At 62.1% G+C, this 24,751-nt stretch carries 20 protein-coding genes; 9 read left to right on the top strand and 11 right to left on the bottom strand.

What is annotated here, in order from left to right; translation table 11 throughout:
- Positions 1 to 65 precede the first annotated feature (65 nt).
- From AC6I99_RS08770 to dinB, 6 genes are all read right to left on the bottom strand, one after another.
- Positions 66 to 1,862, bottom strand: a complete 1,797-nt coding sequence (locus AC6I99_RS08770; RefSeq protein ID WP_224089548.1) for a peptidoglycan D,D-transpeptidase FtsI family protein — start codon at positions 1,860 to 1,862, stop codon at positions 66 to 68.
- Between the two features lie 42 nt (positions 1,863 to 1,904).
- Positions 1,905 to 2,561, bottom strand: a complete 657-nt coding sequence (gene ftsL / locus AC6I99_RS08765) for a cell division protein FtsL (protein WP_224089546.1) — start codon at positions 2,559 to 2,561, stop codon at positions 1,905 to 1,907.
- Entirely contained in the window at positions 2,558 to 3,586 is a 1,029-nt protein-coding gene (rsmH, locus tag AC6I99_RS08760) for a 16S rRNA (cytosine(1402)-N(4))-methyltransferase RsmH (protein ID WP_497960776.1), read from the bottom strand. The genes ftsL and rsmH overlap by 4 nt, the downstream gene beginning before the upstream one ends.
- A 136-nt stretch (positions 3,587 to 3,722) precedes the next feature.
- A complete protein-coding gene (mraZ, locus tag AC6I99_RS08755; protein WP_216922947.1) occupies positions 3,723 to 4,154 on the bottom strand; it encodes a division/cell wall cluster transcriptional repressor MraZ in 432 nt (143 codons plus the stop codon).
- 446 nt (positions 4,155 to 4,600) lie between these two features.
- Positions 4,601 to 4,969, bottom strand: coding sequence for an SCO2097 family morphological protein (locus AC6I99_RS08750; protein ID WP_224167050.1), 369 nt, complete (start codon positions 4,967 to 4,969; stop codon positions 4,601 to 4,603).
- Positions 4,970 to 5,206: 237 nt separating this feature from the next.
- On the bottom strand, positions 5,207 to 6,469 hold the full coding sequence (gene dinB / locus AC6I99_RS08745; protein ID WP_497945398.1) for a DNA polymerase IV: 1,263 nt from the start codon (positions 6,467 to 6,469) through the stop codon (positions 5,207 to 5,209).
- A 75-nt stretch (positions 6,470 to 6,544) separates the two neighbouring features.
- On the opposite strand from dinB, the gene AC6I99_RS08740 reads away from it, so the two are divergent.
- On the top strand, positions 6,545 to 7,114 hold the full coding sequence (locus tag AC6I99_RS08740; protein WP_224089538.1) for a hypothetical protein: 570 nt from the start codon (positions 6,545 to 6,547) through the stop codon (positions 7,112 to 7,114).
- Complete coding sequence (locus AC6I99_RS08735; RefSeq protein ID WP_497945399.1) at positions 7,111 to 8,205, top strand: polyprenyl synthetase family protein; 1,095 nt, start codon at positions 7,111 to 7,113, stop codon at positions 8,203 to 8,205. Before AC6I99_RS08740 ends, AC6I99_RS08735 begins: the two co-directional genes overlap by 4 nt.
- A gap of 116 nt (positions 8,206 to 8,321) precedes the next feature.
- On the opposite strand, the gene AC6I99_RS08730 is transcribed toward AC6I99_RS08735, so the two are convergent.
- Complete coding sequence (locus AC6I99_RS08730; protein ID WP_216922937.1) at positions 8,322 to 8,675, bottom strand: Rv2175c family DNA-binding protein; 354 nt, start codon at positions 8,673 to 8,675, stop codon at positions 8,322 to 8,324.
- A gap of 269 nt (positions 8,676 to 8,944) precedes the next feature.
- On the opposite strand from AC6I99_RS08730, the gene AC6I99_RS08725 reads away from it, so the two are divergent.
- Positions 8,945 to 10,279, top strand: a complete 1,335-nt coding sequence (locus tag AC6I99_RS08725; RefSeq protein ID WP_497945400.1) for a lytic transglycosylase — start codon at positions 8,945 to 8,947, stop codon at positions 10,277 to 10,279.
- 76 nt (positions 10,280 to 10,355) lie between these two features.
- On the top strand, positions 10,356 to 12,449 hold the full coding sequence (gene pknB / locus AC6I99_RS08720) for a Stk1 family PASTA domain-containing Ser/Thr kinase (protein WP_309930560.1): 2,094 nt from the start codon (positions 10,356 to 10,358) through the stop codon (positions 12,447 to 12,449).
- Positions 12,450 to 12,531: 82 nt separating this feature from the next.
- Here the strand turns inward: pknB and AC6I99_RS08715 are convergent, their stop codons facing one another.
- Together AC6I99_RS08715 and AC6I99_RS08710 are read right to left on the bottom strand one after the other, a co-directional pair.
- Positions 12,532 to 13,935, bottom strand: coding sequence for a class II 3-deoxy-7-phosphoheptulonate synthase (locus AC6I99_RS08715; RefSeq protein WP_224089531.1), 1,404 nt, complete (start codon positions 13,933 to 13,935; stop codon positions 12,532 to 12,534).
- Positions 13,936 to 14,007: 72 nt separating this feature from the next.
- Positions 14,008 to 14,793: a lysophospholipid acyltransferase family protein gene (locus tag AC6I99_RS08710; protein WP_309930558.1), complete on the bottom strand. Its 786-nt coding sequence runs from the start codon at positions 14,791 to 14,793 to the stop codon at positions 14,008 to 14,010.
- A gap of 109 nt (positions 14,794 to 14,902) precedes the next feature.
- Between AC6I99_RS08710 and AC6I99_RS08705 the strand changes: the two genes are divergently transcribed.
- From AC6I99_RS08705 to AC6I99_RS08695, 3 genes are read left to right on the top strand one after another with little or no spacing between them, the layout of a single operon-like run.
- On the top strand, positions 14,903 to 15,691 hold the full coding sequence (locus AC6I99_RS08705; protein ID WP_224167047.1) for an alpha/beta hydrolase: 789 nt from the start codon (positions 14,903 to 14,905) through the stop codon (positions 15,689 to 15,691).
- Entirely contained in the window at positions 15,688 to 16,491 is an 804-nt protein-coding gene (locus AC6I99_RS08700; RefSeq protein WP_309930555.1) for an alpha/beta hydrolase, read from the top strand. Before AC6I99_RS08705 ends, AC6I99_RS08700 begins: the two co-directional genes overlap by 4 nt.
- The gene (locus AC6I99_RS08695; protein ID WP_309930554.1) at positions 16,478 to 17,038 is read left to right on the top strand and encodes a hypothetical protein; all 561 of its coding nucleotides are present in this window, start codon (positions 16,478 to 16,480) and stop codon (positions 17,036 to 17,038) included. The genes AC6I99_RS08700 and AC6I99_RS08695 overlap by 14 nt, the downstream gene beginning before the upstream one ends.
- A 30-nt stretch (positions 17,039 to 17,068) precedes the next feature.
- On the opposite strand, the gene AC6I99_RS08690 is transcribed toward AC6I99_RS08695, so the two are convergent.
- A complete protein-coding gene (locus tag AC6I99_RS08690; protein WP_224089521.1) occupies positions 17,069 to 18,127 on the bottom strand; it encodes an ROK family protein in 1,059 nt (352 codons plus the stop codon).
- Positions 18,128 to 18,314: 187 nt separating this feature from the next.
- On the opposite strand from AC6I99_RS08690, the gene AC6I99_RS08685 reads away from it, so the two are divergent.
- A complete protein-coding gene (locus AC6I99_RS08685; protein ID WP_224089519.1) occupies positions 18,315 to 20,126 on the top strand; it encodes an AMP-dependent synthetase/ligase in 1,812 nt (603 codons plus the stop codon).
- Positions 20,127 to 20,196: 70 nt separating this feature from the next.
- On the opposite strand, the gene AC6I99_RS08680 is transcribed toward AC6I99_RS08685, so the two are convergent.
- Positions 20,197 to 23,592, bottom strand: coding sequence for a pyruvate carboxylase (locus tag AC6I99_RS08680; RefSeq protein ID WP_224089517.1), 3,396 nt, complete (start codon positions 23,590 to 23,592; stop codon positions 20,197 to 20,199).
- Positions 23,593 to 23,896: 304 nt separating this feature from the next.
- On the opposite strand from AC6I99_RS08680, the gene AC6I99_RS08675 reads away from it, so the two are divergent.
- The gene (locus AC6I99_RS08675) at positions 23,897 to 24,706 is read left to right on the top strand and encodes a ParA family protein (RefSeq protein ID WP_224167044.1); all 810 of its coding nucleotides are present in this window, start codon (positions 23,897 to 23,899) and stop codon (positions 24,704 to 24,706) included.
- Positions 24,707 to 24,751: the final 45 nt, after the last annotated feature.

The raw sequence follows: 24,751 nt of genomic DNA, 5'->3' as shown, positions 1-24,751 counted from the left end.
GGCCAGCGGCGCCCAGCCGGTAGTGATGGATCAAATTCTTTGGCCGAAACAGACGCCCAAGAAGCTTACTTGACGAACTGCGGCAGGCGCGCGGGGGTCCCGGTGGATGGCGCCACGTTGTAGGTCCTGAGAACCTGCGACATGACCGAACGGAACACGGGCCCATTGGTGATGCCGTAGATATTTCCCCTCGGCCGCTGCAGCACGACTTCGACGATGAACCGGGGATCATCCATGGGCGCCATGCCCACCATCGAGGCCGTGTACCCGTCAAAGCCGGCGAGCCCATCTTCGCGGGGTGCCTGCGAGGTTCCTGTCTTGGCGCCCACCCGGTAGCCGTCGATGGCTGCGTCCTTGATCTGCCCCTCGGTCACTGCGCTTTCCAGGATGTCCCGCATTTGCTGGGCAGTTTCCTTGGACACCACCTGCCGGGACTCCTTGGCGGGAACCTTCTGCTCTTCGCCTTCCGGGGTGATGTAGCTGTCGATGAGCCTGGGCTGCAACATCACGCCGTCGTTGGCGATCGACTGGAAGGCCCGCACGGTTTGCAGCGTGGACTGCGATACGCCCTGACCGAACAGCACCGTGTATTGCTGGCGTTCATCCCACTGATCGGGCTTGGCGAGGATACCCGTAGCCTCCGCGGGAAGGCCGATGTCCGTTTGCTCGCCGACGCCGAATTTCTTCAGCCATTCATAGCGCTGCTCTTTGGTCAGCCTGCTTCCCGCCATCACGGTCCCGGTGTTCATGGACCAGCCCAGGATTCCGGCCAGCGTGCGTTCTTCGGTGCCGTGCTCGAACGCATCGGTGAACGTCTGGCCGTCAATGGTGTAGGACGGCGGGATAGTGAAATGGTCCAGCGGGAAGGACTTACCCTCCTCGATCACGGCAGAGGCAGTGATCATCTTCTCGACGGATCCGGGCTCGTAGGCGGCCGTCACTGAACGCACACCCCGGTCCTTGGCATCAACTTTCCCGGGGTCGTTGGGGTCCGGGGCATTCGTGTCGGCCAATGCAATGAGGTTGCCTGTCTTGGTGTCGATCACAATGATGGAACCCCACTCGGCGTTCATCTTGTTGACCTGGCTTTGGATGGCCTGCTGTGCGAAGTACTGGATGTCCGTGTTGAGCGTCAGCTTGACGTCGCTTCCATCCACAGCCGGCGTGAGTTCATCAGTTGCCACGGGAATCCTGAGGCCATCGGCGCCAATCTCGAAAACACGCTTGCCTTCGGTACCGCGGAGGACCTGGTCCTGGGTTTGCTCGATGCCTGCCTGGCCTGTGGTGCCGTCCTGGAGGAAACCCACCACCCCGCCTGCCACGCTGCCGTTCGGATAGACGCGCTTACTGACGCCTTCGGCGGCCACACCTGGAATATGCAGCTTGGAAATGCGGTCTTCAAGCTCGGGTTTCACATCCTTGGCCACCGTGAAGTACTTCTTGTCGCCAGTGAGGGACTCCCTGACTTTGGCGGGATCGGCACCGAGGAGCGAAGCCAGTTCGGAGATACCCTGGTCCCGCGGGATGGTCTCTACTTCTTCAGTCTTCTCGTTGTAGCGCTTGAACTCAGCGGTGGCGGTGTTCAGGACCTGATCCACAACAATGTTGTAGCGGATGACACTGCTGGCCAGGACAGTGCCGTTGGCGTCCAGGATCCTGCCGCGTTCGGCCGGCAGTACCTGCGGCGTGAGGCGGTTCGCAAGGGCCGCCTCGGCCATGCCACCGACATCAAGGCCTTGCACCATGAAGAGTTTCCCGCCCACCACCAACAGCAGTGTCAGCATGATGCCAAGACCAACCCGGAGCCGCTTCCTCGCCGCCGGCACCTTCGTCTTTTTTGATTTGCCGGGGTTTTGCGCCACGTGGATTCCTTGCTGCTGGCCTTGCGTCGGTGATCTTGCGGGCTATTGCCCTGGTGCCTTCTGCCGGGGAGCGGGAACGGATCCCCCGTGAAGCTCTGCAGGCGCCTGGGCTGCGGGCTTGGCAGCGGGCGCAGCCGGTGTGGCCGCAGGCGCTACGGGTGTTGCCGGTTTGAGGTTTTCCAACGGATCCTTGGTAGTCACCGAGGGCACCACATCAAGCTGGCCGGCAACGGCGGGAGGGGCGATCACGGCCGCAGGGTTGTCACCCTTTACAGCCGGGGTCGCCTTTCCGGTGACCGTCATGGTGTTCAGATCGATCTGGCCCTTGACGGTGGACTGTACCATTCCCAATTCTGCAGCCTTTGCAGCCAGATTCTGGGGAGCCTCGAAGTTCTGCTTCTTCTGTGTCAGATCCTGGTTTTCCTTGTTCAGGGTGGCTGCTTCTGATTTGAGCTGCACCAACCGGTACTGGGCCGTGGATACAGAAATGTTAAGGACGAGCACTGTCAGCAGGGCGGCCGCCATCACCACGAAGCACAGGACGACAAAGGGAGTGCGCCGCTTCCCTGGGGCGCTGCGCACAAGCGAAAGCGGCGTACGGGCCTTTCGACCGGCGTCGGGCTTGCCGGCTGGAGCCGGAAGTGCCCTGGCCGTGTTGCCTACCACGGAGGGCAGTGTCTTCGCTGCGGCGGTGCTCATGCGACTCTCCTTGGCTTGATGCGCTCCACGGCCCTGAGTCGGGCAGACGCCGCGCGCGGGTTCTCGGCAATTTCTGCGGCCGTAGGCACTTCCGTGCCTTTGGTCAGTGTTTTCAGTTCGGGTTTGTGTTCTTCGAGTTCAACCGGGAATCCGAGCGGTGCTGAGGACTTGGATCCGGCCTGGAAAACGGACTTTACGATCTTGTCCTCCAGGGAGTGGTAGGACATGACGACAATCCGCCCACCCACGGCAGTCGCTGCGACGGCGGCTGGGATAGCCCGTTCCAGGACGTCGAGTTCTTCGTTGACCTCGATACGCAGTGCCTGGAAGGTCCGTTTAGCCGGGTGGCCACCACTCTTGGCGGCAGCAGCAGGTACTACACTGCGGATTTGCTCAACGAGTTCTCCGGTAGTGGCGAAGGGCTTCCCGGCGCGGGCGTTCACAATGCGATTGGCGATCCTGCCGGCAAATTTTTCCTCACCCCACTTGCGGATGATACGAACCAGGTCTTCTTCGCTGTAGTTGTTGACGACGTCCGCAGCTGTCTGTCCGCGGCTGGTATCCATCCGCATGTCCAGTGGCGCGTCATACGAATAGGCGAAGCCGCGTTCGCGCTCGTCCAACTGCAGGGACGAAACACCCAGGTCCATGAGGATGCCATGGACCTCCGGGATGCCGAGATCGGCAAGGACGTCCTCGATTTCGTCATAGACGGCATGAACCAGGTCCGTGCGGTCGGAGAAGGGCTCCAGCCGCGCGCCAGCCAAGGCCAGCGCTTCCTCATCGCGGTCGATCCCCACGAGGTGCAAGTCCGGGAATCGCTGCAGCATGGCCTCGGAGTGGCCGCCCATGCCCAAGGTGGCATCAATAACAATCGGGGTCTCACCCCTGGACCGGGCTGCTTCGAAGCCCGGGGCGAGCAAGTTGATGCAGCGGTCCTTCAGGACGGGCACGTGGCGCTCAGATGTGGGCTTTGCCGCGTCCTGCTCTTCCACGTTGCCTCCTCTTTCCTCAATCGCTTGCATTCAGTTCCTTGGATCGGATCCCCATCCGCGCCTATCGTTCCGCCGGCCTGGCCCAGGGGAAGTTGAGCCAGGAAGACAGTTCGATGGGCGGCTGGAGATCCCATCCAAGGACCGGGGCCAAGGCCCCATCCCCCGGTTAGATGAACCCGGGCAGATTGTCATCGTCGGTTTCCGAGAAGGCTGCTTCCTTCTCGGCGAGGTATTCATTCCAAGCCTCGGCATCCCAGATCTCCGCGCGGGTACCGGCACCGATAACTGCCAATTCCCGGCCGAGCCCTGCATAGGCCCGGAGCGCCGGCGGAATCGTCACGCGCCCCTGCTTGTCAGGTACCTCGTCAGAGGCCCCAGACAGGAAAACCCGAATGTAATCACGAGCCTGCTTGGAAGACAGTGGTGCCTCCCGCATCGATTCGTGAATGCGCTCGAATTCCCTCTGGCTGAAGACGTAAATGCAGCGTTCCTGACCCCTTGTGAGAACCAGGCCCTCGGCAAGTTCCTCACGGAACTTCGCGGGAAGTATGATCCGGCCCTTTTCATCAAGGCGTGGGGAATGGGTGCCAAGAAACACCGGCCCACCGCCCCTCAGTCAAGGTGCCCGTTCAAACCCAACCCTGCCAATACCCTCTTATGCGCTCCACTTTACTCCACAAAGCCCCACAGTCAACGCACCACGGACCGTTTCTCCACCACTTTGAGTTTCCGAAGGCGCGTGAATGCGCGGATTCAAGGGCGTGGTGGGAAGTGGAGGGCAAGTGGAGGGCAGAGGAAGGCCTGGGGCATGCCCCATGCTCCCCGGTCGGAATCGGGTGCAGGGATGGCCGCGCTCCGCGTCCACAGCGGCTTATCAACCTCGAAGGGGTGGAAAGTGGAGGACAGGGGTTAAACGCAAAAAGACCCGTAAAGGGTCCTTTGTGTCCCCTGCCACCCAGGGGCATGCACCAGGTATAGGCGCAGGTTATTCAGGAATCGTCGCGTGGAAGGGATCCGGTTCCGGGCTAATGCTTGCGGCCACGCTCAATTGTCGTCGCGGCGGCGCTCGTCCCAGCGCTCCTCTAGATTGCTCATGAACGAACTCTTGGACTTTGACTTTCCGGCTTTCCCTTTCCGGGCCTTGCCGAACGCCGCGCCCCTAAGAGTCGCAAAGTAGACACCTGCGCCCATCACCACAAAGCCGAGGACGCCAACAAAAATTTGTTGAAGCGACACGCCGACCAGCAGCAAAAGGATGCCTGCGATGGCACCAAGGACACCAATTATCACGTGCCGGGTTGACCAGCTGCGGATGGGATCCGAACCCATGGTGTTGGCAAACTTCGGATCGTCCTCATGAAGCTGCTTCTCAAGTTGCTCAAGCAGCTTCTGTTCATGCTCCGAGAGGGGCATCGCGACCTCCTTTAGTCAGCCAGCGTCTGGACGAATCGCGGCCTGTGCGTCTGTTTCCAAAACGATCGGGCCACGAAAAGCGTTCCCCAAAAATTTCCGCCTTGTTAGCGGACATCCTGGGACCGACTGCTCAGGAAACAGCTGTCCAGACGATCTAAATATCTGTACTAATTAGGATAGTTTGTCAGGCGCTGTTCTGAAAGACGCGCGGAAGGCGCCTGCGTGGCATCGCAGCGGTCATTTCACGTCAGGAGTCTTGCCCGGATCCAGGAGCCTGGCCGGGAGCAATGTTTTGGAGCCGAAGCGTTCGGCGACGCGGTCAAGGGCCTGCTCCGCGGCCCGCCAGTTGTCATCGCGCCGGTCAAGGCTGAGCTGCATGGACGCTTGGCCGGCCGGTTCCAACTGCTCCGCACGGACACCCACGAGACGAACGCTCATGGATCGTGCCCCCAAGGACTCCAGCAGTTGCACGGCAACCTGGTAAATAAGCTGGGCGCTGTCAACGGGAGTATGCACCGTCCGGCTGCGGGTCACCGTGGAAAAGTCGGCGTACCGGAGTTTCAAAGCTACCGTACGGGCCAGCATCCCGGAACTGCGCAGCCGCGCCGCCGTGCGATGGGACAGCCTGAGTAGCTCCCTGTGCAGCAGGGCATCGTCCGCCGAATCTGTGGCGAAAGTCTCCTCCGCGCCGATGCTCTTTTCCAGCCTCGTAGGAGTGACCGGCCTGGGATCTATTCCCATCGACAGCCTGTGGACGTGCTCTCCGCTGGCGCCAAGGACTTTTTTCAGCGATGCCACCGGCGTAGCCGCCACGTCGGCCACCGTCCGGATGCCGAGGCGTGCCAGCACCTCGGCGGTCTTGCCGCCGACGCCCCAGAGGGCACTGACCGGCAAGCTGTGAAGGTACGCGATGGTGTCCTCGGCGTCGATCTGGAGGATGCCGTCCGGCTTGCACCGGGTGGATGCGATCTTGGCCACAAACTTGGTTCCGGCAATCCCCACTGAAGCGGTGATACCAAGTTCAGACCGAACACGACGGCGGATGAGATGTCCGATGTCCAAGGGAGATCCGAGACGTCGGATTGCCCCACCAACGTCCAGGAAAGCCTCGTCAACACTCAAGGGCTCCACGAGGTCCGTAATGGAGGCGAAGATCTCCATGAGCTGTGCAGAAACCTCGTAATAGAGCTTGTGGCGCGGGTGGATGATGACAGCGCCGGGGCACATCCGCATGGCAATGGCCATGGGCATCGCTGACTTCACACCTGTGGCCCGGGCTTCGTAGGACGCGGACAAGACGACGGAGCGTTCAGCAGGGAAGCCGACGATCACCGGCTTTCCGCGCAAGTCCGGCCGGCTGCGCAGTTCCACGGAAACGAAAAAGGCGTCCATGTCCACGTGCAGGATGCTGGTTCGCCGCTGTTCCCGCAGGGCGTCGTGCGCGCTGCGGGCTGGTTCGCTGCCGGCGCTTTGGGCGCCACCGAATGCTTCCTGCCTCACAACGGCAATACTATGCCCGGCCACTGACTAAACTGGAGGCACAGTCCCCCGTCAGCCCAAGGAAGGATACCCCCTGTGAAGCTCTTTGGAACTCCTCAATCGCGAGGGTTTACCCTGCTCGCAGCGAGTGTCGCCCTGGCGGTTTCCGCCTGTACTCCATCCCCCGGCAGCCCGGCTGCCACACCCGCATCCGGGAACTCCCCTGATTCCTCCACGGCTACGACCTCTTCCCCGGCCTCCGACCCATCGTCGTCACAGGCTCCTGACACGTCCGCGTCAGCCGGACCCGTGCCCGGCGCGACGGCCACAGTTGGCGCTTTGGTCCCGGGCTTTCCGGAACAGCTCATCCCGGTGATGCCCAAGACGTCTGTACGCTCCAGCAGCTTTGACAAGAACGTATCTCCTGCCACGGTTGCCCTCGTAGGAACGGTCAAAGCTCCACCGGAAAGCGTGGTGGATTACTACAAGACCTCGCTTGAAGCACAAGGATTCAAGGTTGTTCCAGGCCCCGAAGCCGTAGGAAACGTCACATCAATCGACTTCATCCGCGGTGACGGTGAGACGGTCAACGTGTCGGTGAGGCAAAAGGAAGGCGTTTCCACGTTCACCATCGGCGCCAACGTGGCGGCCGGGTCCGTCAAGTGACGCCGGTTTCCCGACTCCACACGGAGCAACTTGAGTTTATTGCCGGCGTCGCCGGAAAGCTGAATGGGTTCCTGGCGGTCCAGCAGGACATGATGGCTACGATTTCCCCGGACGTCGCTCCCCTCATGGGGTCAATATCCAGCCTCGTCACAGGCGGAAAACGGCTTCGTGCACTGATGTGCTACTGGGGCTGGCGGGGTGCGGGCGGTCCCGCGGGTGACGCGGACATCCTGACGGCCGGCTGCGCTTTGGAACTTTTCCAAGCCGCGGCCCTCATCCATGACGACATCATTGACCGTTCCGATACGCGTCGCGGAGGCCCCAGTGTGCACCGCCGCTTCAGCCAACTCCACGAGGCCAACGGATGGGCGCTGGACAATGAACGGTTCGGCCACGCCGCGGCGATCCTGACCGGCGATTTGTGCCTTTCCTTCAGCGAGGAATCCTTCACGGAAATCGGCCCCAGGGCAGCCGCAGGAAGTGAAGCGCGCCGTATTTTCAACCTCATGCGGGCCGAGGTAATGGCCGGGCAATACCTGGACATTCTCGAGGAAGTAGCCGGTCCGGTACGCGATCGCGCGGGTTCCGTGGAGCGCGCCACCTCGATTATTCGCTATAAATCTGCCAAATATTCCACCGAGCACCCCTTGGCCCTGGGTGGAGCATTGGCGGGCGCATCGAAGGACCTGCTGAAGGCATATTCGGCATTTTCATTGCCCTTGGGCGAGGCGTTCCAATTGCGCGATGACGTCCTGGGCGTTTTCGGCGATCCGGAGACAACGGGAAAACCTGCCGGCGATGACCTCCGGGAGGGCAAGCGGACAGTGCTCGTTGGGTTTGCCATTAATCTGGCTCCCACAGATCAAGCCAAGTATTTGGACGAAATGTTGGGGAAACCGAATCTGGGTGAGGACGAAGTTTCCACAATCCGCAACATCATGGTCGAGTGCGGCGCGCTTGATGCCACGGAATCCCTCATCGACGAGCTGAGCGACAAAGCCTTCGCTGCCCTGGAACAGCTGCCGCTGGAAGAATTACCGCTCACAGCATTGCGCCAACTGGCCGAGGCAGCTGTCAGCCGGGCCGCCTGACCGGGCATTTCCAGACGTTGAGACGACGACGGCGGTCAAGAACCGCCGTCGTCCACTGTTTAACTGCTTATGGGAGTCTGAGCGCCGGCTAGCCGGCAACCAGGCGAGCGACTGTTCTACCAGGCGAGCGATTGGGCGCGACGCCGAATCTCCGTCTTGCGTCCTTCGCGCAACGCATCGACAGGCCGTCCCCGCAATGAATCGTCAGGCGTAAACAACCACACGATGAGTTCTTCGTCGTTATAACCAGCATCGCTAAGAACCGCGATGGTCCCCTTCAAGCTGTCCACGACGTGTCCATCTTGAATAAACAGCGCCGGGATCGAGCGGATATTCCGCTCTCCCCGCCTGATGGCCACCAGCGCACGCTCATCCAACAGTCCATGGACTTTGGTGATGGAAACTCCCAACAGCTCGGCGACATCCGGCAGCGGCAACCAGTCGGAAACAAGGCTTTCTACATTACTCACGGAACTAGGTTGCCACGCCGGGCTGCCAGTCGCCTAGCCGGAGTACGACGACGGTCCCTCCATGCGCGAGAAAGTCGCCTTTTCAGGGGGATGAATTCAGCGACGGGATTTCCATAGTGCAGGAATTGTTGTGCCGAATGAATAAGTGTGAGAGATTCACACTGATCACACTTGCAACATTGATAACATTGATAACATCAGTAACATTGGCAACACTGGTAACAGCGGCAACACAAACTATTCCCGCTGCTGAGATGAGGACACACTCCATGACGACGCCCCGCTCGCCGAAACGAACCATGAGCATGCCGGTAATTGCGGCAACCACGGCTGCGCTTCCCGCCGTGGTTTTGTCCTCGCTTGCCTTGGCCCAGCCAGCCACGGCTGCACCGGCACCCCAACCGCGCAAGATTCCGGCTACCCTCGCGGCAGCCATGAAGGCCCAGGCCACCAAAGCGGGCAACGTGATTCCCGCCCAAGCGGTTGCGGCAACGCTTCCTGCCGCCCTGAGGCCCATGGCCCCCGCTGTCCCGGACACCTACAAGATCGTCCGCGGAGACACCATCAGTGCCATTGCACGCCGCTTCAACCTGGACACGGCCGCTGTCCTGCAGCTGAACAAGCTCACGGCAACAACGCTGATCTACCCTGGCCAGACCATCAAACTCACTGGCACCGCCCCGGCCGCCCCTGAACAGACGCCGGCGCCTGCGGCACCTTCGAATGCCACCACCTACACGGTGGTTCCGGGCGATACGCTGGGCGCGATCGCCGCCCGGCACGGTGTCCCGCTGTCCAGCATCTTCAGCTGGAACAATCTCAGTGGAAGCTCCATCATCTACCCTGGCCAGAAGATCAAGGTCAGTGGCGGCTCTTCGCCCTCGACTCCGCCTGCTCCTGCCCCCGCCCCGGCACCTGCGGCCACTCCTGTCGCCAGCACAGGCTCGTATACCATCAAAGCGGGCGATACCCTCAGCTCCATTGCATCGCGTCACAACGTTTCGTTGTCAGCGCTGATGAGCGTGAATACAGTTTCGGCGACGACCGTCATTTATCCCGGGCAGAAGCTCACCATCCCCGGCACTTCGTCGCTGCAGCCCGCCGGGGAGACCAAGCCACTGGTGCCGAGCACCTTCCTCGGCTTTACGTACCCGCCCGCTGTTGTCAGCTCTGCGAACGAAAACAAGGCGCTGTTGAACGCTTTGCCGGTCCCGAGCCGGGATGAAATGAAGTCAATCGTGGCTGATACCGCCCGCCGCATGGGAGTCAGCCCCTCCTTGGCACTCGCTTTCGCCGAGCAGGAATCCGGCTTTGACCAGCGCGCGGTCTCCCCCGCCAACGCCATTGGAACCATGCAGGTCATTCCTTCCTCGGGCCAATGGGCATCGGATTTGGTGGGCCGCAAGCTCAACCTCCTGGATCCATATGACAATGCGACGGCCGGCGTCGCCATCATCAGGGCACTCATCGCCACCAGCAAAGACCTTGACAACGCCATCGCCGGTTACTACCAAGGGCAGTACTCGGTCAGCAAGTACGGCATGTACGACGACACGAAGCGCTACGTCGAATCGATCAAAGCCCGGCAACGCACTTTCGGCTAGGCCGTCCCAAGCACCTTTGGACGAGGCCCGGATTCCCCGCGGATTCGGGCCTCTTCCCTGCCTCGTTTAGGATCGTATGGTGCAGGAACCAACGCAGGACCACCTCATCGGGACCACGGTGGACGGGCGCTACCACGTCCGCTCACGCCTTGCCAGAGGTGGAATGTCCACCGTTTACCTGGCCACGGACCAGCGCCTGGAGCGCGACGTGGCCCTCAAAGTCCTGCACCCGCACCTGGCCAACGACGAAACATTCCTGGCACGGCTCAGCCGCGAGGCAAAGGCCGCCGCGAGCCTGTCCCATCCCCACGTTGTCAGCGTGCTGGACCAGGGCGAAGACGGGCATATCGCTTATCTGGTGATGGAGTATGTCAAAGGCCATACGCTCCGCGACGTCATCAACCAGCAGGGTGCACTTCCGCCGCGCCTGGCCCTCGCCCTGATCGATCCGGTCATCGAAGGCCTGGCGGCAGCCCACGGATCCGGACTCATTCATCGGGACATCAAGCCCGAGAACGTGCTCATAGCGGAAGACGGCCGGATCAAGGTAGGGGACTTCGGATTGGCCAGGGCTGTCACGGCCACCACAAGTACTGGCGCCTTGATCGGCACGGTCGCGTACCTCGCCCCCGAATTGGTGCTCGGCAAACCCGCTGACGCCCGCAGCGACGTCTACTCAGCGGGCATCATGCTCTACGAAATGCTCACAGGCAAGCAGCCATATGCTGGTGAATCCCCGATTCAAGTTGCTTACCAGCACGTCAACGCCGTGGTTGGCCGCCCCTCCGAGGCTGCCCCCGGTCTTGCCGAAGACCTCGACGAACTTGTGCAGTGGTGCACTGCCGTGGACGCCGAAAACCGGCCCGTGGACGGCTCCGCCCTGCTATCGGAACTGCGCCACATCCGGACCACACTCAGCGACGAGCAACTGGACCACAGGCAGCCGTCCTCCCGCCCTCTCTCCCCTGCAGCTGCTGCCGGGGCAGTTGGTTCCGTTGGGGCAGCTGCTTCCGCGGGCCCCGGTTCCGGCGCAACCCCGCAGGAGAATCCCACCGAGGCCCTTGCCACTACAGCATCGCCCACGGAATTCATTCCACATCAAAGCAACCCGACAACCGTCATGGCAGCGCGGCAACCACACAACGCCGGCCTCGCCCTTCCCGGTGCGAACGATGACCCGCGCCAGCCCGGCAAACGGGAGCAAAAAAAGCTGGAGCGGCAACAGGCTAAAGACCAAGCCCGGGCTGCTGCTACTCCTGTGCGCCCCCTTCGTGAAGGCAATCCCCGCCGACGCGCTGCGATTTGGACAGTCGTGATCGTGATCCTGGCCCTGCTGGCAGGTTCTGCCGGTTGGTTCTTCGGCATGGGCCCTGGATCTCCAGGCACGGTTCCCGATGTCAAGAACAAGACAGTGGCCGAGGCCCAACAGCTCTTGCGAACGGCAGGATTCCAGTCTGAGCCCCAGGACGTATTCGACGACGACGTCCAGGCCGGTCTCGCCGTCGGGACTGAACCAAAATCGGGGGAAGTGGTACGGAAATTTCAACCCATCGCCCTCTTCGTTTCGAAAGGCGCACAGCTCTTTGCACTGCCCGGGCTGACAGGCGGAACCCTTGATCAAGCGAAGACTGCACTGAACGCCGCCCAAATGACGCTCGGAAATGTCACGGAGGCGTTCGACGAAAAGATCCCTGCGGGCATTGTCATCTCCCAGGACCCTGCGCCGGGTAAAGAAGTCCGCCACGGCACGCCGGTATCCTTCGTCGTCTCCAAGGGACCCCAGCCCATCCCCGTTCCCGATGTTCGCGGCTTACAGCAGGATGCTGCCGTGAAAGCAATTCAGGACGCTGGCCTGAAGGCAGTCATTGCCCCTGAGACTGTCAATGACAAAACCGTGCCCAAAGGCGCCGTGGTGGCACAGACGCCTGGCAACGGCACGCTCGTCCGCGGCGAATCAGTGACCCTGACGGTCTCCAAGGGACCCAAGCTTGTGAGGGTGCCGAGCTTTATTGGCAAGCAAGCCAAAGATGCGCAGAAGGACCTGGAAAAACTGGGTTTCGACGTGAAAATCAATGCAATTCTGGGCGGCTTCTTCGGGACTGTGCGAGACCAGAATCCCGTAGACACCGAGGTCCCGGAAGGCTCGGTCGTCACCTTGACCGTGGTCTGATCCAGGACGTACACAGGCGTACACGGAAAAGGGGCGGTCCGGATTCATCCGGACCGCCCCTCTTCTGTAGAGTCCACCATACCTACCGCTTGGATAGTGCTCCTGCGACCAGGAAGGCCATCTCAAGTGACTGCATGTGGTTCAGGCGCGGGTCGCAGACAGACTCATAGCGGTCCAGGAAAGCGTCCTGGTCGATGGGATCTGCGCCACCGAGGCACTCGGCGACGTCGTCGCCGGTCATTTCGACATGCAGGCCGCCCGGAACCGTACCCAGGGAGTGGTGTACTTCGAAGAATCCACGTACTTCGTCAATGACGTCGTCGAAGTTGCGGGTCTTGTATCCGTTGGGCGAGGTCACCGTGTTGCCGTGCATCGGGTCCGTCACCCACAGGACCTGGGCGCCCGAAGCGGTAACACGCTCGACGACGGCAGGCAGCTTCTCGCGGATGTTTTTGGCCCCCATGCGGGTAATGAATGTCAGGCGCCCGGGTTCGCGGTTCGGGTCCAGCTTGTCGATAAGGCGCAGGGCATCGTCGCCGCTGGTGGTGGGGCCTAGCTTGACGCCAATGGGGTTCCGCACACGGGAGAGGAAGTCCACGTGCGCATGATCGAGTTCGCGGGTCCGCTCGCCGATCCAGAGGAAGTGGGCGGAAGTGTCGTACGGCAGGCCCGTCCGGGAGTCGATGCGGGTCAGTGCGCGCTCGTAGTCCAGCAGCAGCGCCTCGTGGCTGGCGAAGAACTCAACCCGCTTGAGGGCCTCGAAGTCAGCACCACACGAGTCCATGAACATGATGGCACGATCAATGTCGCGGGCAAGGGACTCGTACCGGGCATGTGCCGGGTTCTCAGTGAAGCCCTTGTTCCACTGGTGGACCAGCCTCAGGTCCGCGAAACCGCCCTGGGTGAATGCCCGGATCAGGTTCAGTGTTGATGCGGACGTATGGTACGCCTGCAGCATCCTGCCGGCGTCGTGCGCGCGGGACTCGGGCGTAAAGTCGTAGCCGTTGACGATATCTCCGCGGTACGCGGGAAGCGTCACGCCGTCGCGGGTTTCATCGTTGGACGAGCGTGGCTTGGCGAATTGGCCTGCCATGCGACCCATCTTGATGACCGGCATCGCCGCACCGTACGTGAGCACGACGGCCATCTGGAGGATCGTCTTGACGCGTGCGCTGATCTTGTCCGCCGTGGCGGCTTCAAAGGTCTCTGCGCAGTCTCCCCCCTGCAGGAGGAAAGCCTTGCCCTGGGCGGCCGCAGCCAGGCGCTCCCGAAGAACGTCAACTTCGCCGGCGAATACCAAAGGTGGAACGACGGAAAGTTCCTTAACGGAGGCCTTGAAGACTTCAGAGTCAGACCACGTGGGCTGCTGGGAAATCGGCAGGTCCCGCCAGGCGTCGAGACCGGGGTAATTTGCAGCCCCACTCTGGGCGGTGCTGGCGAGTGGGTCTACTACAGGGGGTGCGGTGTTCGCGGTTAGCTCAGTCACCCTTCAAGAGTAGTAGCCTCCGCCAAGGTTGGGGCACTGCAGGCGTAACTGTCCTTGCCGGATGCGTCACAGTCACCCGCTGGTTGCTCCCCCGTTTTCCTTGGGCCCGTCCTTGTCATCAGCGATGTCCGAAGGAACCTCCTCGGCTTCTTTGACTTTTCCAACCGTCCCGGGTCCTTTGCCATCCATCCGGGCCTTGACCACAGCTGCATATTCGTCCACATACTCCTGACCGGAAAGCCGCATCAGCTCGTACATGATTTCGTCAGTTACGGCCCTCTGAATGAGCCGGTCATCTTCCATGCCGTAATAGCGGCTAAAGTCCATGGGCTGGCCGAAGATCACACCGATACGCCGGATACTGGGCAGCCTCTTGCCAATGGGCTGGACCTTTTCCGTGCCAATCATGGCCACCGGCACTACGGGGACACGGGTCTGGAGTGCCAGCTTGGCGACACCGACCTTCCCGCGGTAAAGCTTGGCGTCCGGACTGCGGGTGCCTTCGGGGTAGATTCCCAAGAGGCCGCCGGAATTCAGGACGTCCTTCCCGGCTTGCAGCGATAGCTCCGACGCGGCTCCGCCGGAACGGTCCATGGGCAGTTGGTTGGTCAACCTGAAGAACAACGCCGTCAAGCGGCCCTTGATGCCCTTGCCGGTGAAGTACTCGGCCTTGGCCAGGAAGATCACCGGCCGGTCCACCATCAGGGGGAGGAAGATGGAGTCCGAAAAGGACAAATGGTTGGATGCAAGTATCGCTGGGCCGTTTTCGGGGACGTTGTCCAACCCCTTCACCCATGGCCTGAACAGGAGTTTGAGAACAGGACCAAGAAAGATCCTCTTCATGACCCAATAGAACACGTTTGTCCTCTCACGGCCGGTTTACGGGCGTCCATCCGGTCAAGCCGGCGGCACTCAACAGCAACCCTACTCCAGTGAGAAATGTCGGGAAGAGTGACACGATGGAGCCATGACGGAACGCAACCAACCAGCCGCGCCGCTCGCCTTCCACCACCCCGGCCATGGAGCGAACGCTTCCACCGGAGTGGCCATCTGCCACGGGTTTACGGGTAGCCCGCTGAGCGTCCTGCCGTGGGCCGAGTATCTGGCCGGGCAGGGCTTTTCCGTCTCAGTGCCTTTGCTTCCCGGTCACGGAACCAGCTGGCACGATCTGGCCACCACACGCTGGCAGGATTGGTACAGGACGTTCGAACGAAGCTATCTGGATCTCGCGGCGCGGACGGAATCATGTTTTGTGGCAGGCCTGTCCATGGGCGGTGCCGTTGCCCTCCGCGTGGCTTCACTGCATGATGTTCCGGGCTTGGTCCTGGTGAACCCGGGTTTGAGTTTCTACGATCGCCGGGTCAGGTACGTCGGAGCACTCAAGTACGTCATGCGGACCACCTCACCCATTGAGGAAGAAAAGCCGACGGCGGCCGCCACGCAGGATGGTGACTACTCCAAGACGCCTTTGAGGTCCGTGCACGAACTGAAGAAGCTCTTCCGCCAGGCAACCCGCGCCCTCCCACAGATTCAAGCACCGGCGCTTGTCTTCAAATCTTCAGTGGACGGTGTCATCCCGCCCAGTTCCGTAGCTATGATCAGCAGGCATATGGACCCGTCCCGGCTCAAGGTGGTGACCCTCCCGGCGAGCGGCCACGTGGCCACGTTGGATGTGGATGCACCCACCATCTTTGAAGAATCGGCGGAGTTTTTCCGTCAGCATGCCGCGGACAGAGTAGCCTCAGAGTCATCATGAAAATGCTTCCCGATTTCTCCCCGTTCCTCAGCAACTGGACCGGCTCAGGCCCCAGGGTTGGCGTCGTTATGTCCCACGGCTTTACGGGAAGCCCGCACAGCGTCCGGCCCTGGGCCGAGCATCTGGCAGCGGCAGGATATGCCGTCAGGGTTCCATTGCTCCCCGGGCACGGAACTACCTGGCAGGATATGGCCACGCGTTCATGGCGCGAATGGCACCGGGCCGTTGACGATGCCTACAGGGAACTGGCAGGCGAATGCGATTTCGTCTTCGCGGCCGGACTGTCCATGGGCGGAACACTGGCACTGCGCATCGCGGCGACACGACCCGTGGCCGGCACCATTGTGGTCAACCCTGGCCTGGTCCTTGATGACCCACGGGCTGTCATTGTTGCCGCCCTCAAGTACGTCATAAAGAGCACTCCGGCGATCGCCAATGACATTTTGAAGCCGGACCAGGACGAAGGGGCCTATTCCCGCACCCCGGTTGCCGCGGCCCACGAGTTGAAGAAGATGTACAAGGATACGGCGGGGCTGCTGCCCCGCATTGGTTCGCCTGTCCGCGTCTTCCGCTCCACAGTGGACAATGTCATCTCCAATGCCAGCCTTGAGTTCCTCCGTGCACGGGTCCAGGCGCCCGTTGAAGTCACCTACCTCAGCAACAGCCATCATGTTGCGACACTGGACAACGACGCCCCTGAAATCTTCGCGGGAACTGTCGACTTCATCCAAAAGACCTTGGCGGCACTGGCCGGCAACGGGCCTTCCCTCGAAAAGGACAAAGCCGATGAACAGGCCTGATCCCAACTCTGCCGATCAGAGTGCCAACAAAGATGACGACGCCGTCTGGTTGGATTTGGTGGCACGGCTGGAAGCGACGGAATCCTCACCGCTCGGAGAGACCGCCGAGCCGGGTCGGCAGGAAAGGGACCAGGCAGGAGCCGGGCCAGCCAGGGAGGACGCTCCGAAGGCCTTCAGGGACTTTGATCCGCTGGGACTGTCTACTCCGGCCACGGCAGCAGCGCCTGATGCCGGCACGACACCAGGAGAAAAGGAACAATTGAACGGCGGGCCCCTGGGTCCCCGCGATTTCGAGGTGGACGACGACGACGGCGCCTTTGTGCCTGAGGAGCCTCCCAGCCTGGTGGGAACAGACCCGCTGACCATGCTGGCGTGGATCGGCGCTGTGGGCGGCCCCCTCGCCCTGCTTTTCACGGCGATGTTCTGGCGTTCCGCACCGTTGCTGGCCATCCTTGGCATAGTGGTGGCCTTTGCAGCTTCCGTGGTCTACCTGATCATGCGGCTACCGCACGAGAAAAACGAGGACGACGACGGCGCCCGCATCTAGTTGGACGGGTCCGCTTGCTTGTGGGCTTTCCTAGCTGTGGGCACGCCCGCTGACCCGCGAAAGATCAGCAGCGCCGATCATGCCTGCACGGGGTCCGAGAGCGGCAAGCTCAATCCTTGCCATCGGACGGAATCCACGCCCCGTCAGATTTCTGGCGAACGCCTCACGGGCCGGTCCGGCGAGCAGGTCCCCTGCATCGCACAATCCGCCTCCGATCACGAACATACCGGGATCCAGTGCCGCGGCCAGGTTGGCCAGCCCCAAGCCCAACCATTCACCCTGGTCCGCCAACAGTTCCCTTGACGTGGAGTCCCCGGCCAGCGCCAATTCGGTAACTGCAGCTCCGGTGATGCTCTCCGCCACACCGCCGGCCCGCTCAAGGAGTGCGCGGCCTTCAGGCGAGTTGGTTCGCACCAATTGGCGGGCCTCACGGCCGAGGGCGTTGCCTGACGCATATTGCTCCCAGCAGCCACGGTTGCCGCATTCACAGCGGTGCCCGCCGGGGAAAATGATCTGGTGGCCAAATTCGCCGGCTACACCGTAGCGGCCGCGTTCAACTCTCCCGTCCATCACCATTGCGCCGCCGATGCCTGTGCCCAACGTGATGCACACGAGTCGGCTCTCACCTTGGCCGGCGCCAAAGCGCCACTCGGCCCAGGCGGCCGCATCGGCGTCGTTCGTTAGCAATACCGGCCGCCTCAACAGGTTCTGCAGGCTTTCCCTCAGGGGTTCGTTGCGCCACGCAAGATGCGGGCTGAAGAGGACCGTACCGCCGTCGAGGTCCATCCAACCGGCCGCGCCTATACCCACGGAGGCAATCCGGTGGTCCGCGCTGAGTTCGTCAACCAGTTCCACGATGGTCCGCTCCACGGCCCGGGGGTCGGCGCCAGGCGTGGACCTGCGTGCCTCTGCAAGGATCCTGCCCTCCGCGTCAACCACGCCGGCAGCTACCTTGGTGCCGCCGATATCGATGCCTATGGCCAGCCCCCGTCGGCCCAAATGGCTCCTGCGCCCAGCCCAGGGAACGTCCTTCAAGGCAGCGACGGGTGGCCGGGGCCGGGCACGGGAACTGGACCGTAGTGAAGGCATCCCAACATCCTATTCTGCCGGGGCAAGGCAGGTAGCCATCGGAAGGATTGGACAGCGCCAAGTTGCCCGAAACGGAGGGTCATCCGTAAAGTTACTCGCCAGTAGGTGAAATAGGACACACCTCCGCGGGTGGGCATACTAGAGTGAAAGCAGCCCCACGCGGCCCGTGCATATCAAAGGAGCTACCGTGCGTGAATTCAGTGTTCCGCCCCTTGTCAACGTTGCCCCTGAAACCAACATCACGGACCTCGTCGTCCGGGAAGCCGCCAAGGCTTCGAACCCGGCCCTGTTCGCCAAGCTGGACAGCAACAAAGAGTGGCAGGACATCCGGGCCACGGATTTCCTTGCCGACGTCAAGGCCTTGGCCAAGGGCCTTATCGCCAGTGGAGTGGGCGCTGGCGACCGCGTCGGCATTATGTCCCGGACCCGTTATGAGTGGTCGCTGGTGGACTTTGCCATCTGGTTCGCAGGCGCTGTCTCTGTCCCGATTTATGAGACCTCTTCCCCTTCGCAGGTGGCTTGGAACCTGGGCGACTCCGGCGCTGTGGCCGCCTTCGGTGAAGCCGCACACCACGAGGACATCATCAGGCAGGCTGTCGCTGCCGAAGACATACAGTCAGTGGCCAACGTTTGGCAGCTTGAGGGTGCCGGCCTTGATGCCCTTCGCGCCGCCGGCACCAGCGTCACCGATGAAGAACTTGAAAAGCGCCGCTCCGCTGCAGGCCTGAAAGACCTGGCCACCATTATCTACACCTCCGGAACCACAGGCAGGCCCAAGGGCTGCGAACTGACCCACGGAAACTTCGTGGAGCTCTCCGAGAACGCCCGTGCGGCGCTGGGCGAAATCATCAACGAGTCGGCCAAGACCATCATGTTCCTGCCTCTGGCCCACGTCTTTGCGCGCTTCATCTCCGTCCTTGCCGTTGCAGGGGGCGTCAAAGTTGCCCACACGCCGGATATCAAGCATTTGCTGGCCGATCTGCAGAGCTTCCAGCCAACGTTCATCCTTGCCGTCCCGCGTGTCTTCGAGAAGGTCTACAACTCCGCACTGACAAAAGCCGAGGACAGCGGCAAGGGCGCCATCTTCCACCGTGCAGTGGACACGGCGATCGAGTACTCCAAGGCGCGCCAGGCCGGTTCCCTGGGCTTGGGGTTGAAGCTCAAGCATGCGGTGTTCGACAAACTCGTCTATGGAAAGCTCCGCGCCGCCATGGGCGGACATGTGGCACACGCTGTCTCCGGTGGCGGCCCCTTGGGCGAACGCCTGGGCCACTTCTTCCAGGGCATCGGCCTGCAGATCCTGGAGGGATACGGCCTGACGGAAACCACGGCACCCATCTCCGTCAACACACCCTCGATGATCAGGATCGGCACCGTGGGCGCCCCACTTCCCGGCAATGCCGTCAAGATCGCGGACGACGGCGAAATTCTCGCCAAGGGCGTCTGCGTCATGCGTGGCTACTACAAGCGCGAGGATCTCACGCAGGAAACTTTTGCCGACGGATGGTTCCGCACCGGCGACATCGGCGAGCTGGATAGCAACGGCTTCCTCAAGATCACCGGCCGCAAGAAGGAAATCATCGTCACGGCAGGTGGAAAGAACGTGGTTCCTGCCCTGCTGGAAGACCAGATCCGTGCAGACGCCTTGGTTTCCCAGGTCCTGGTAGTGGGCGACAACCGTCCGTTCATCGGCGCTTTGGTAACCCTGGACGAGGAGGCGTTGCCGGGATGGCTGGAGCGCCATGGGCTCCCGTCCGGTACCACCCTGGAGGAAGCTGCCGGGAACCCGGTAGTACGGGCTGCCGTCCAGGACCTCATCAGCAAAGCCAACCAGTCTGTCTCCCAAGCGGAGGCGATCAAATCCTTCCGGATAGTCCCGGCGGACTTCACGGAGGCCTCAGGCCACCTCACTCCGTCGCTGAAGGTCAAGCGCGCGCAGGTCATGAAGGACTTTGACGCCGTGATTGAAGAGATGTATTCGGCGCCCCGGCCGCAGTAGCCAAGGCGCCACCGCAACCGAAAAACCCCTTCCGGAATTCCTCCGGAAGGGGTTTTTCGTTGATGGATCGTTAGCCGATCACCAGCAGCAAATCGCCGCCCTGGACCTGCTCCACCGAGGAGATGGCGAGGCGGGAAACGGTGCCGGCCACCGGCGTCGTGATGGATGCTTCCATCTTCATTGCCTCGATCGTGGCAACGGTATCGCCGGCGTTGACCACATCGCCTGCCTTGACCGTAACAGTGACCGCCCCCGCGAACGGGGCTGCAACCTGCCCGGGCTGTGCGGGGTCGGCCTTCTCTGCGGCCTTGACGTTGCTCACCACGGAACGGTCGCGGACAACCACCGGACGCGACTGGCCGTTGAGCGTACACATCACTGTACGCATGCCCTTCTCGTCGGCTTCGGAGACAGCCTCGAGCTGGGCGATCAGCCGTACGCCCTTCTCCAGCTCGATGACGTGCTCAGCACCGCGCTGCAGCCCGTAGAGGTAATCACGGGTGTCCAGCACGGAGATGTTGCCGTAGGTCTCCACGCTCTTGAGGTAGTCCTTGGTAGGACCTGCGAAGAGAAGCCTGTTCAGGGTGTGCTGGCGGGTCTTCGAATCACCCTTCAGCGCGGCGCTGTCCTCTGAACTGATCTCAACGTCCCGGACCTTGATGCTGCGGCCTTGGAGGGCCTTGGTACGGAACGGCTCCGGCCAGCCTCCGGGAGGGTTGCCGAGCTCGCCGGAGAGGAAGCCGATGACAGAATCCGGAATGTCATAGTTCTGCGGATTCTCGTTGAAGTCTGCGGGATCCGCGTTCAGTCCAACGAGGTGCAGGGCAAGGTCACCCACCACCTTGGATGACGGCGTCACCTTGACCAGGCGGCCCAGAATGCGGTCTGCCGCCGTGTACATGTCCTCGATGGCTTCGAACTGCTCCCCCAGCCCCAAGGCGATGGCCTGCTGGCGAAGGTTGGACAGCTGGCCCCCAGGGATTTCGTGCTGGTAGACACGGCCTGTGGGACCTGGCAGCCCGGACTCGAACGGCGCGTACACGCGTCGGACCGCTTCCCAGTAAGGCTCCAGTGCGCCGACATTGGCAAGGCTCATCCCGGTGTCGCGCGGTGTATTGGCCAAGGCCGCAACGAGGGCGGATGCAGCAGGCTGGCTGGTAGTGCCCGCCAGTGAAGCAGAAGCGACATCGACGGCGTCGACTCCGGCATCCACGGCCGCCAGAATTGTTGCGAGCTGGCCACCGGCGGTGTCATGCGTGTGCAGGTGCACCGGGAGATCGAAGCGTTCCCGCAAAGCCGAGACGAGCTTGGCAGCCGCAGCAGGACGCAGGAGACCTGCCATGTCCTTGATGGCGAGGATGTGGGCACCGGCATCGACGATCTTCTGGGCAAGGTCCAGATAGTAGTCGAGGGTGTACAGGTCCTCGTTCGGGTCAAGGAGGTTGCCTGTGTAGCAAAGCGCCACCTCTGCGACGGCCGTTCCGGTGGCACGCACAGCCCGTATAGCCGGGGCCATCTGGTTGACGTCGTTGAGGGCGTCAAAGATGCGGAAGATGTCAATGCCGGTAGCCGCGGCCTCGTTGACGAAAGCCTCGGTCACCTCTTCCGGGTAAGGCGTGTAACCAACGGTGTTCCGTCCACGGAGCAGCATCTGGATACAGGTGTTCGGCAGCGCCTGGCGCAAAGCAGCCAAGCGGTCCCAAGGGTCCTCGCCGAGGAAGCGGAGCGCGACGTCGTACGTCGCACCACCCCAGGCCTCCACGGAAAGAAGCTCCGGCAGCAAGGCAGTGACGGCCGGGCCGGCAGCCACGAGGTCGCGGGTACGGACACGGGTAGCCAGCAAGGACTGGTGCGCGTCACGGAACGTGGTGTCCGTAACGGCGACTGCCTGCTGCTCGCGCAGCGCTTTCGCAAAGCCCTCAGGACCGAGTTCCAGCAGCTTCTGGCGCGATCCTGACGTGGGAACCGGGCCCTCAACGACGGGCAGCTTCTTGGCGGGATCGGAGTGGACCGTCAGCTCGCCATTGGGCTTGTTCACCGTGACATCGGCCAACCACGTCAGCAGTTTGGTGCCGCGGTCCGCGGAGATGTGCGACTTGAGCAGCTCCGGCCGCTTATCGATGAAGTCCGTGGCTACGTTGCCGGCATTGAAGTCCGGATCGGCCAGCACGGCCTGCAGGAACGGAATGTTGGTTGACACGCCACGGATCCGGAACTCTGCCAGGCCGCGCCGCGCACGGGCAACCGCAGCCGGGTAATCGCGTCCGCGGCAGGTCAGCTTGACGAGCATGGAGTCGAAGTGCGGGCTGATCTCGGCACCGGAGTAGACGGTACCGCCGTCGAGACGCACGCCTGCGCCACCTGCGGAACGGTAGCCGGTGATCTTTCCGACGTCCGGGCGGAAGCCGTTGGCCGGATCCTCCGTGGTGATGCGGCACTGCAACGCGGCGCCCTTGATGGATACTGTCTCCTGGCTCAGGCCAAGGTCCGCAAGGGTCTCCCCCGAGGCAATACGCATCTGCGCCTGCACGAGGTCCACATCCGTGATTTCTTCGGTCACAGTGTGCTCAACCTGGATGCGGGGGTTCATTTCGATGAAAACGTGCTGGCCGGCCCGCTCACCCTCGGTGTCCACCAGGAACTCCACCGTTCCGGCGTTGACATAGTTCAGGGCTTTGGCGAAGGCCACGGCGTCACGGTATAGCGCCTGGCGGATGTTCTCATCCAGGTTGGGCGCGGGCGCGATTTCCACTACCTTCTGGTGGCGGCGCTGCAAGGAACAGTCACGTTCGAACAGGTGCATGACGTTGCCTTCGGCGTCCGCCAGGATCTGCACTTCGATGTGGCGCGGGCGCAGCACCGCCTGCTCGAGGAACATCGTGGGATCGCCAAACGCGGCATCGGCCTCGCGCATGGCGGACTGCAGGGCCTCGGGGAGGGCTTCGCGGGTCTCCACGCGACGCATTCCACGTCCACCACCGCCGGCAACGGCCTTGGCGAAGATCGGGAAGCCGATTTCGTCGGCTGCCGCAATGAGCTCGTCGAGGTCCTTTGAAGGCTTGCTCGACTTCAGCACGGGGACACCGGCCTTGCGGGCAGCTTCCAAGGCAGCAACCTTGTTTCCCGCAAGCTCAAGCACCTCAGCTGGCGGACCCACAAAGGTGATGCCCGCGGCCTTGGCAGCGCGCGCGAGGTCCGGGTTCTCGGACAAGAAGCCGTAACCCGGGTAAATGGCGTCAGCGCCGGCTTCCTTGGCGACGCGGACAACCTCCTCTACGTCCAAATAGGCGCGGACAGGGTGGCCCACCTCGCCGATCAGGTAAGCTTCGTCGGCCTTCTGACGGTGGATCGAGTTACGGTCCTCGTGCGGAAAGACGGCTACGGTCTTGGCGCCCAGTTCATAACCAGCGCGAAACGCCCTGATCGCGATTTCGCCGCGATTGGCCACCAGAATTTTCGAAAACATACTTCTCCTGCATCATTGCGGGTGGATCGGTCGGTGGTCACAGTGTGTAGTGCCGCCAGCATCAAACACAAATCTTTGTGGCAACCATCACAATGGAATCGTCATCTGGGCTGTATATGCGTGCGCGCGACTCCCTGCCGTGCTAATGCCCGCACCATCCAACGCTGCCCGGGCGCGTAGAAAGCGGGATTCCACCGCCCCGCCCCATATGATGTTGGAGGGGCTTCGGCAAGCCCCGGCTTCGGCGGTCCCGAAGCGGAAAACAGCGCGATACGGCAACCGGCGTTAGGTTTTGGGTTTTCAAGTGCAAGTAGTCAGCATCAGCAGCCTCAAAGGCGGAGTGGGAAAGACGTCCGTGACCACCGGCCTGGCGTCCGCGGCCCTCGCGGCCGGCATTCCAACCCTCGTGGTGGACCTCGATCCCCATGCGGACGCGACGACGGCACTCGGCGTCCAGCGAGGCGGGCAGTTGGACATTGGCCGCATGCTCAAGAGTCCCAGAAAAGCCAAACTCCCCGAGAACGTCGCCAGCAGCAGCTGGGTCTCCAACGGTTCCAGCGGCGGCAAGCTTGACGTTGCTGTCGGATCGGCTTTCACGGGCATCTATGATCGCCCGGACCTCGGCCGACGTGACCTTCGCAGGCTCTCGGCCGTTCTTGCAGGGACCACCAACTACGAACTGATTCTTGTGGACTGCCCTCCTTCGCTGAACGGGCTCACACGGATGGCATGGAGCGCGAGCGACCGCGTAGTACTCGTGGCCGAACCCGGCCTGTTCTCCGTGGCCGGTACCGAACGAACCATGCGCGCCATCCAGTTGTTCAGGCAGGAGTTTGCTCCGCATCTGGCGCCAGCGGGAATCGTCGCCAACCGGGTTCGTTCCGGATCAGCCGAGCACACCTTCCGGCTGTCCGAGATGGAGTCCATGTTCGGCGAGCTGCTCCTGACTCCGCACATTCCGGAACAGGCGAACTGGCAGCAGATCCAGGGCGCAGCGCATTCGGTACATCATTGGCCAGGCGATTCCGCCAAAAACTCCGCAAAACTTTTCGATGCACTCTTGCAGAGCCTGCTGCAAAGCCAACCCGTTTCGCGGAATCGGCAGCAGCGCTAGCCCGCAACTCAACAGCAATACAACGGAAGAAGCCGCACCCTGTAT

The sequence above is a fragment of the Arthrobacter sp. TmtSoilC77 genome (assembly GCF_059739415.1).
The sequence above is the reverse complement of the archived record's forward strand: the minus strand, read 5'-3'. Positions and strand labels throughout refer to the sequence as shown.

Excerpts from the sequence above, each read along its gene's own strand:
- ftsL (WP_224089546.1), bottom strand. The coding sequence starts at position 2,561 with ATGAGCACCGCCGCAGCGAAGACACTGCCCTCCGTGGTAGGCAACACG.
- rsmH (WP_497960776.1), bottom strand. The coding sequence starts at position 3,586 with ATGCAAGCGATTGAGGAAAGAGGAGGCAACGTGGAAGAGCAGGACGCG.
- AC6I99_RS08750 (WP_224167050.1), bottom strand. The coding sequence starts at position 4,969 with ATGCCCCTCTCGGAGCATGAACAGAAGCTGCTTGAGCAACTTGAGAAG.
- AC6I99_RS08725 (WP_497945400.1), top strand. The coding sequence starts at position 8,945 with ATGACGACGCCCCGCTCGCCGAAACGAACCATGAGCATGCCGGTAATT.
- pknB (WP_309930560.1), top strand. The coding sequence starts at position 10,356 with ATGGTGCAGGAACCAACGCAGGACCACCTCATCGGGACCACGGTGGAC.
- AC6I99_RS08705 (WP_224167047.1), top strand. The coding sequence starts at position 14,903 with ATGACGGAACGCAACCAACCAGCCGCGCCGCTCGCCTTCCACCACCCC.
- AC6I99_RS08700 (WP_309930555.1), top strand. The coding sequence starts at position 15,688 with ATGAAAATGCTTCCCGATTTCTCCCCGTTCCTCAGCAACTGGACCGGC.
- AC6I99_RS08695 (WP_309930554.1), top strand. The coding sequence starts at position 16,478 with ATGAACAGGCCTGATCCCAACTCTGCCGATCAGAGTGCCAACAAAGAT.
- AC6I99_RS08690 (WP_224089521.1), bottom strand. The coding sequence starts at position 18,127 with ATGCCTTCACTACGGTCCAGTTCCCGTGCCCGGCCCCGGCCACCCGTC.
- AC6I99_RS08680 (WP_224089517.1), bottom strand. The coding sequence starts at position 23,592 with ATGTTTTCGAAAATTCTGGTGGCCAATCGCGGCGAAATCGCGATCAGG.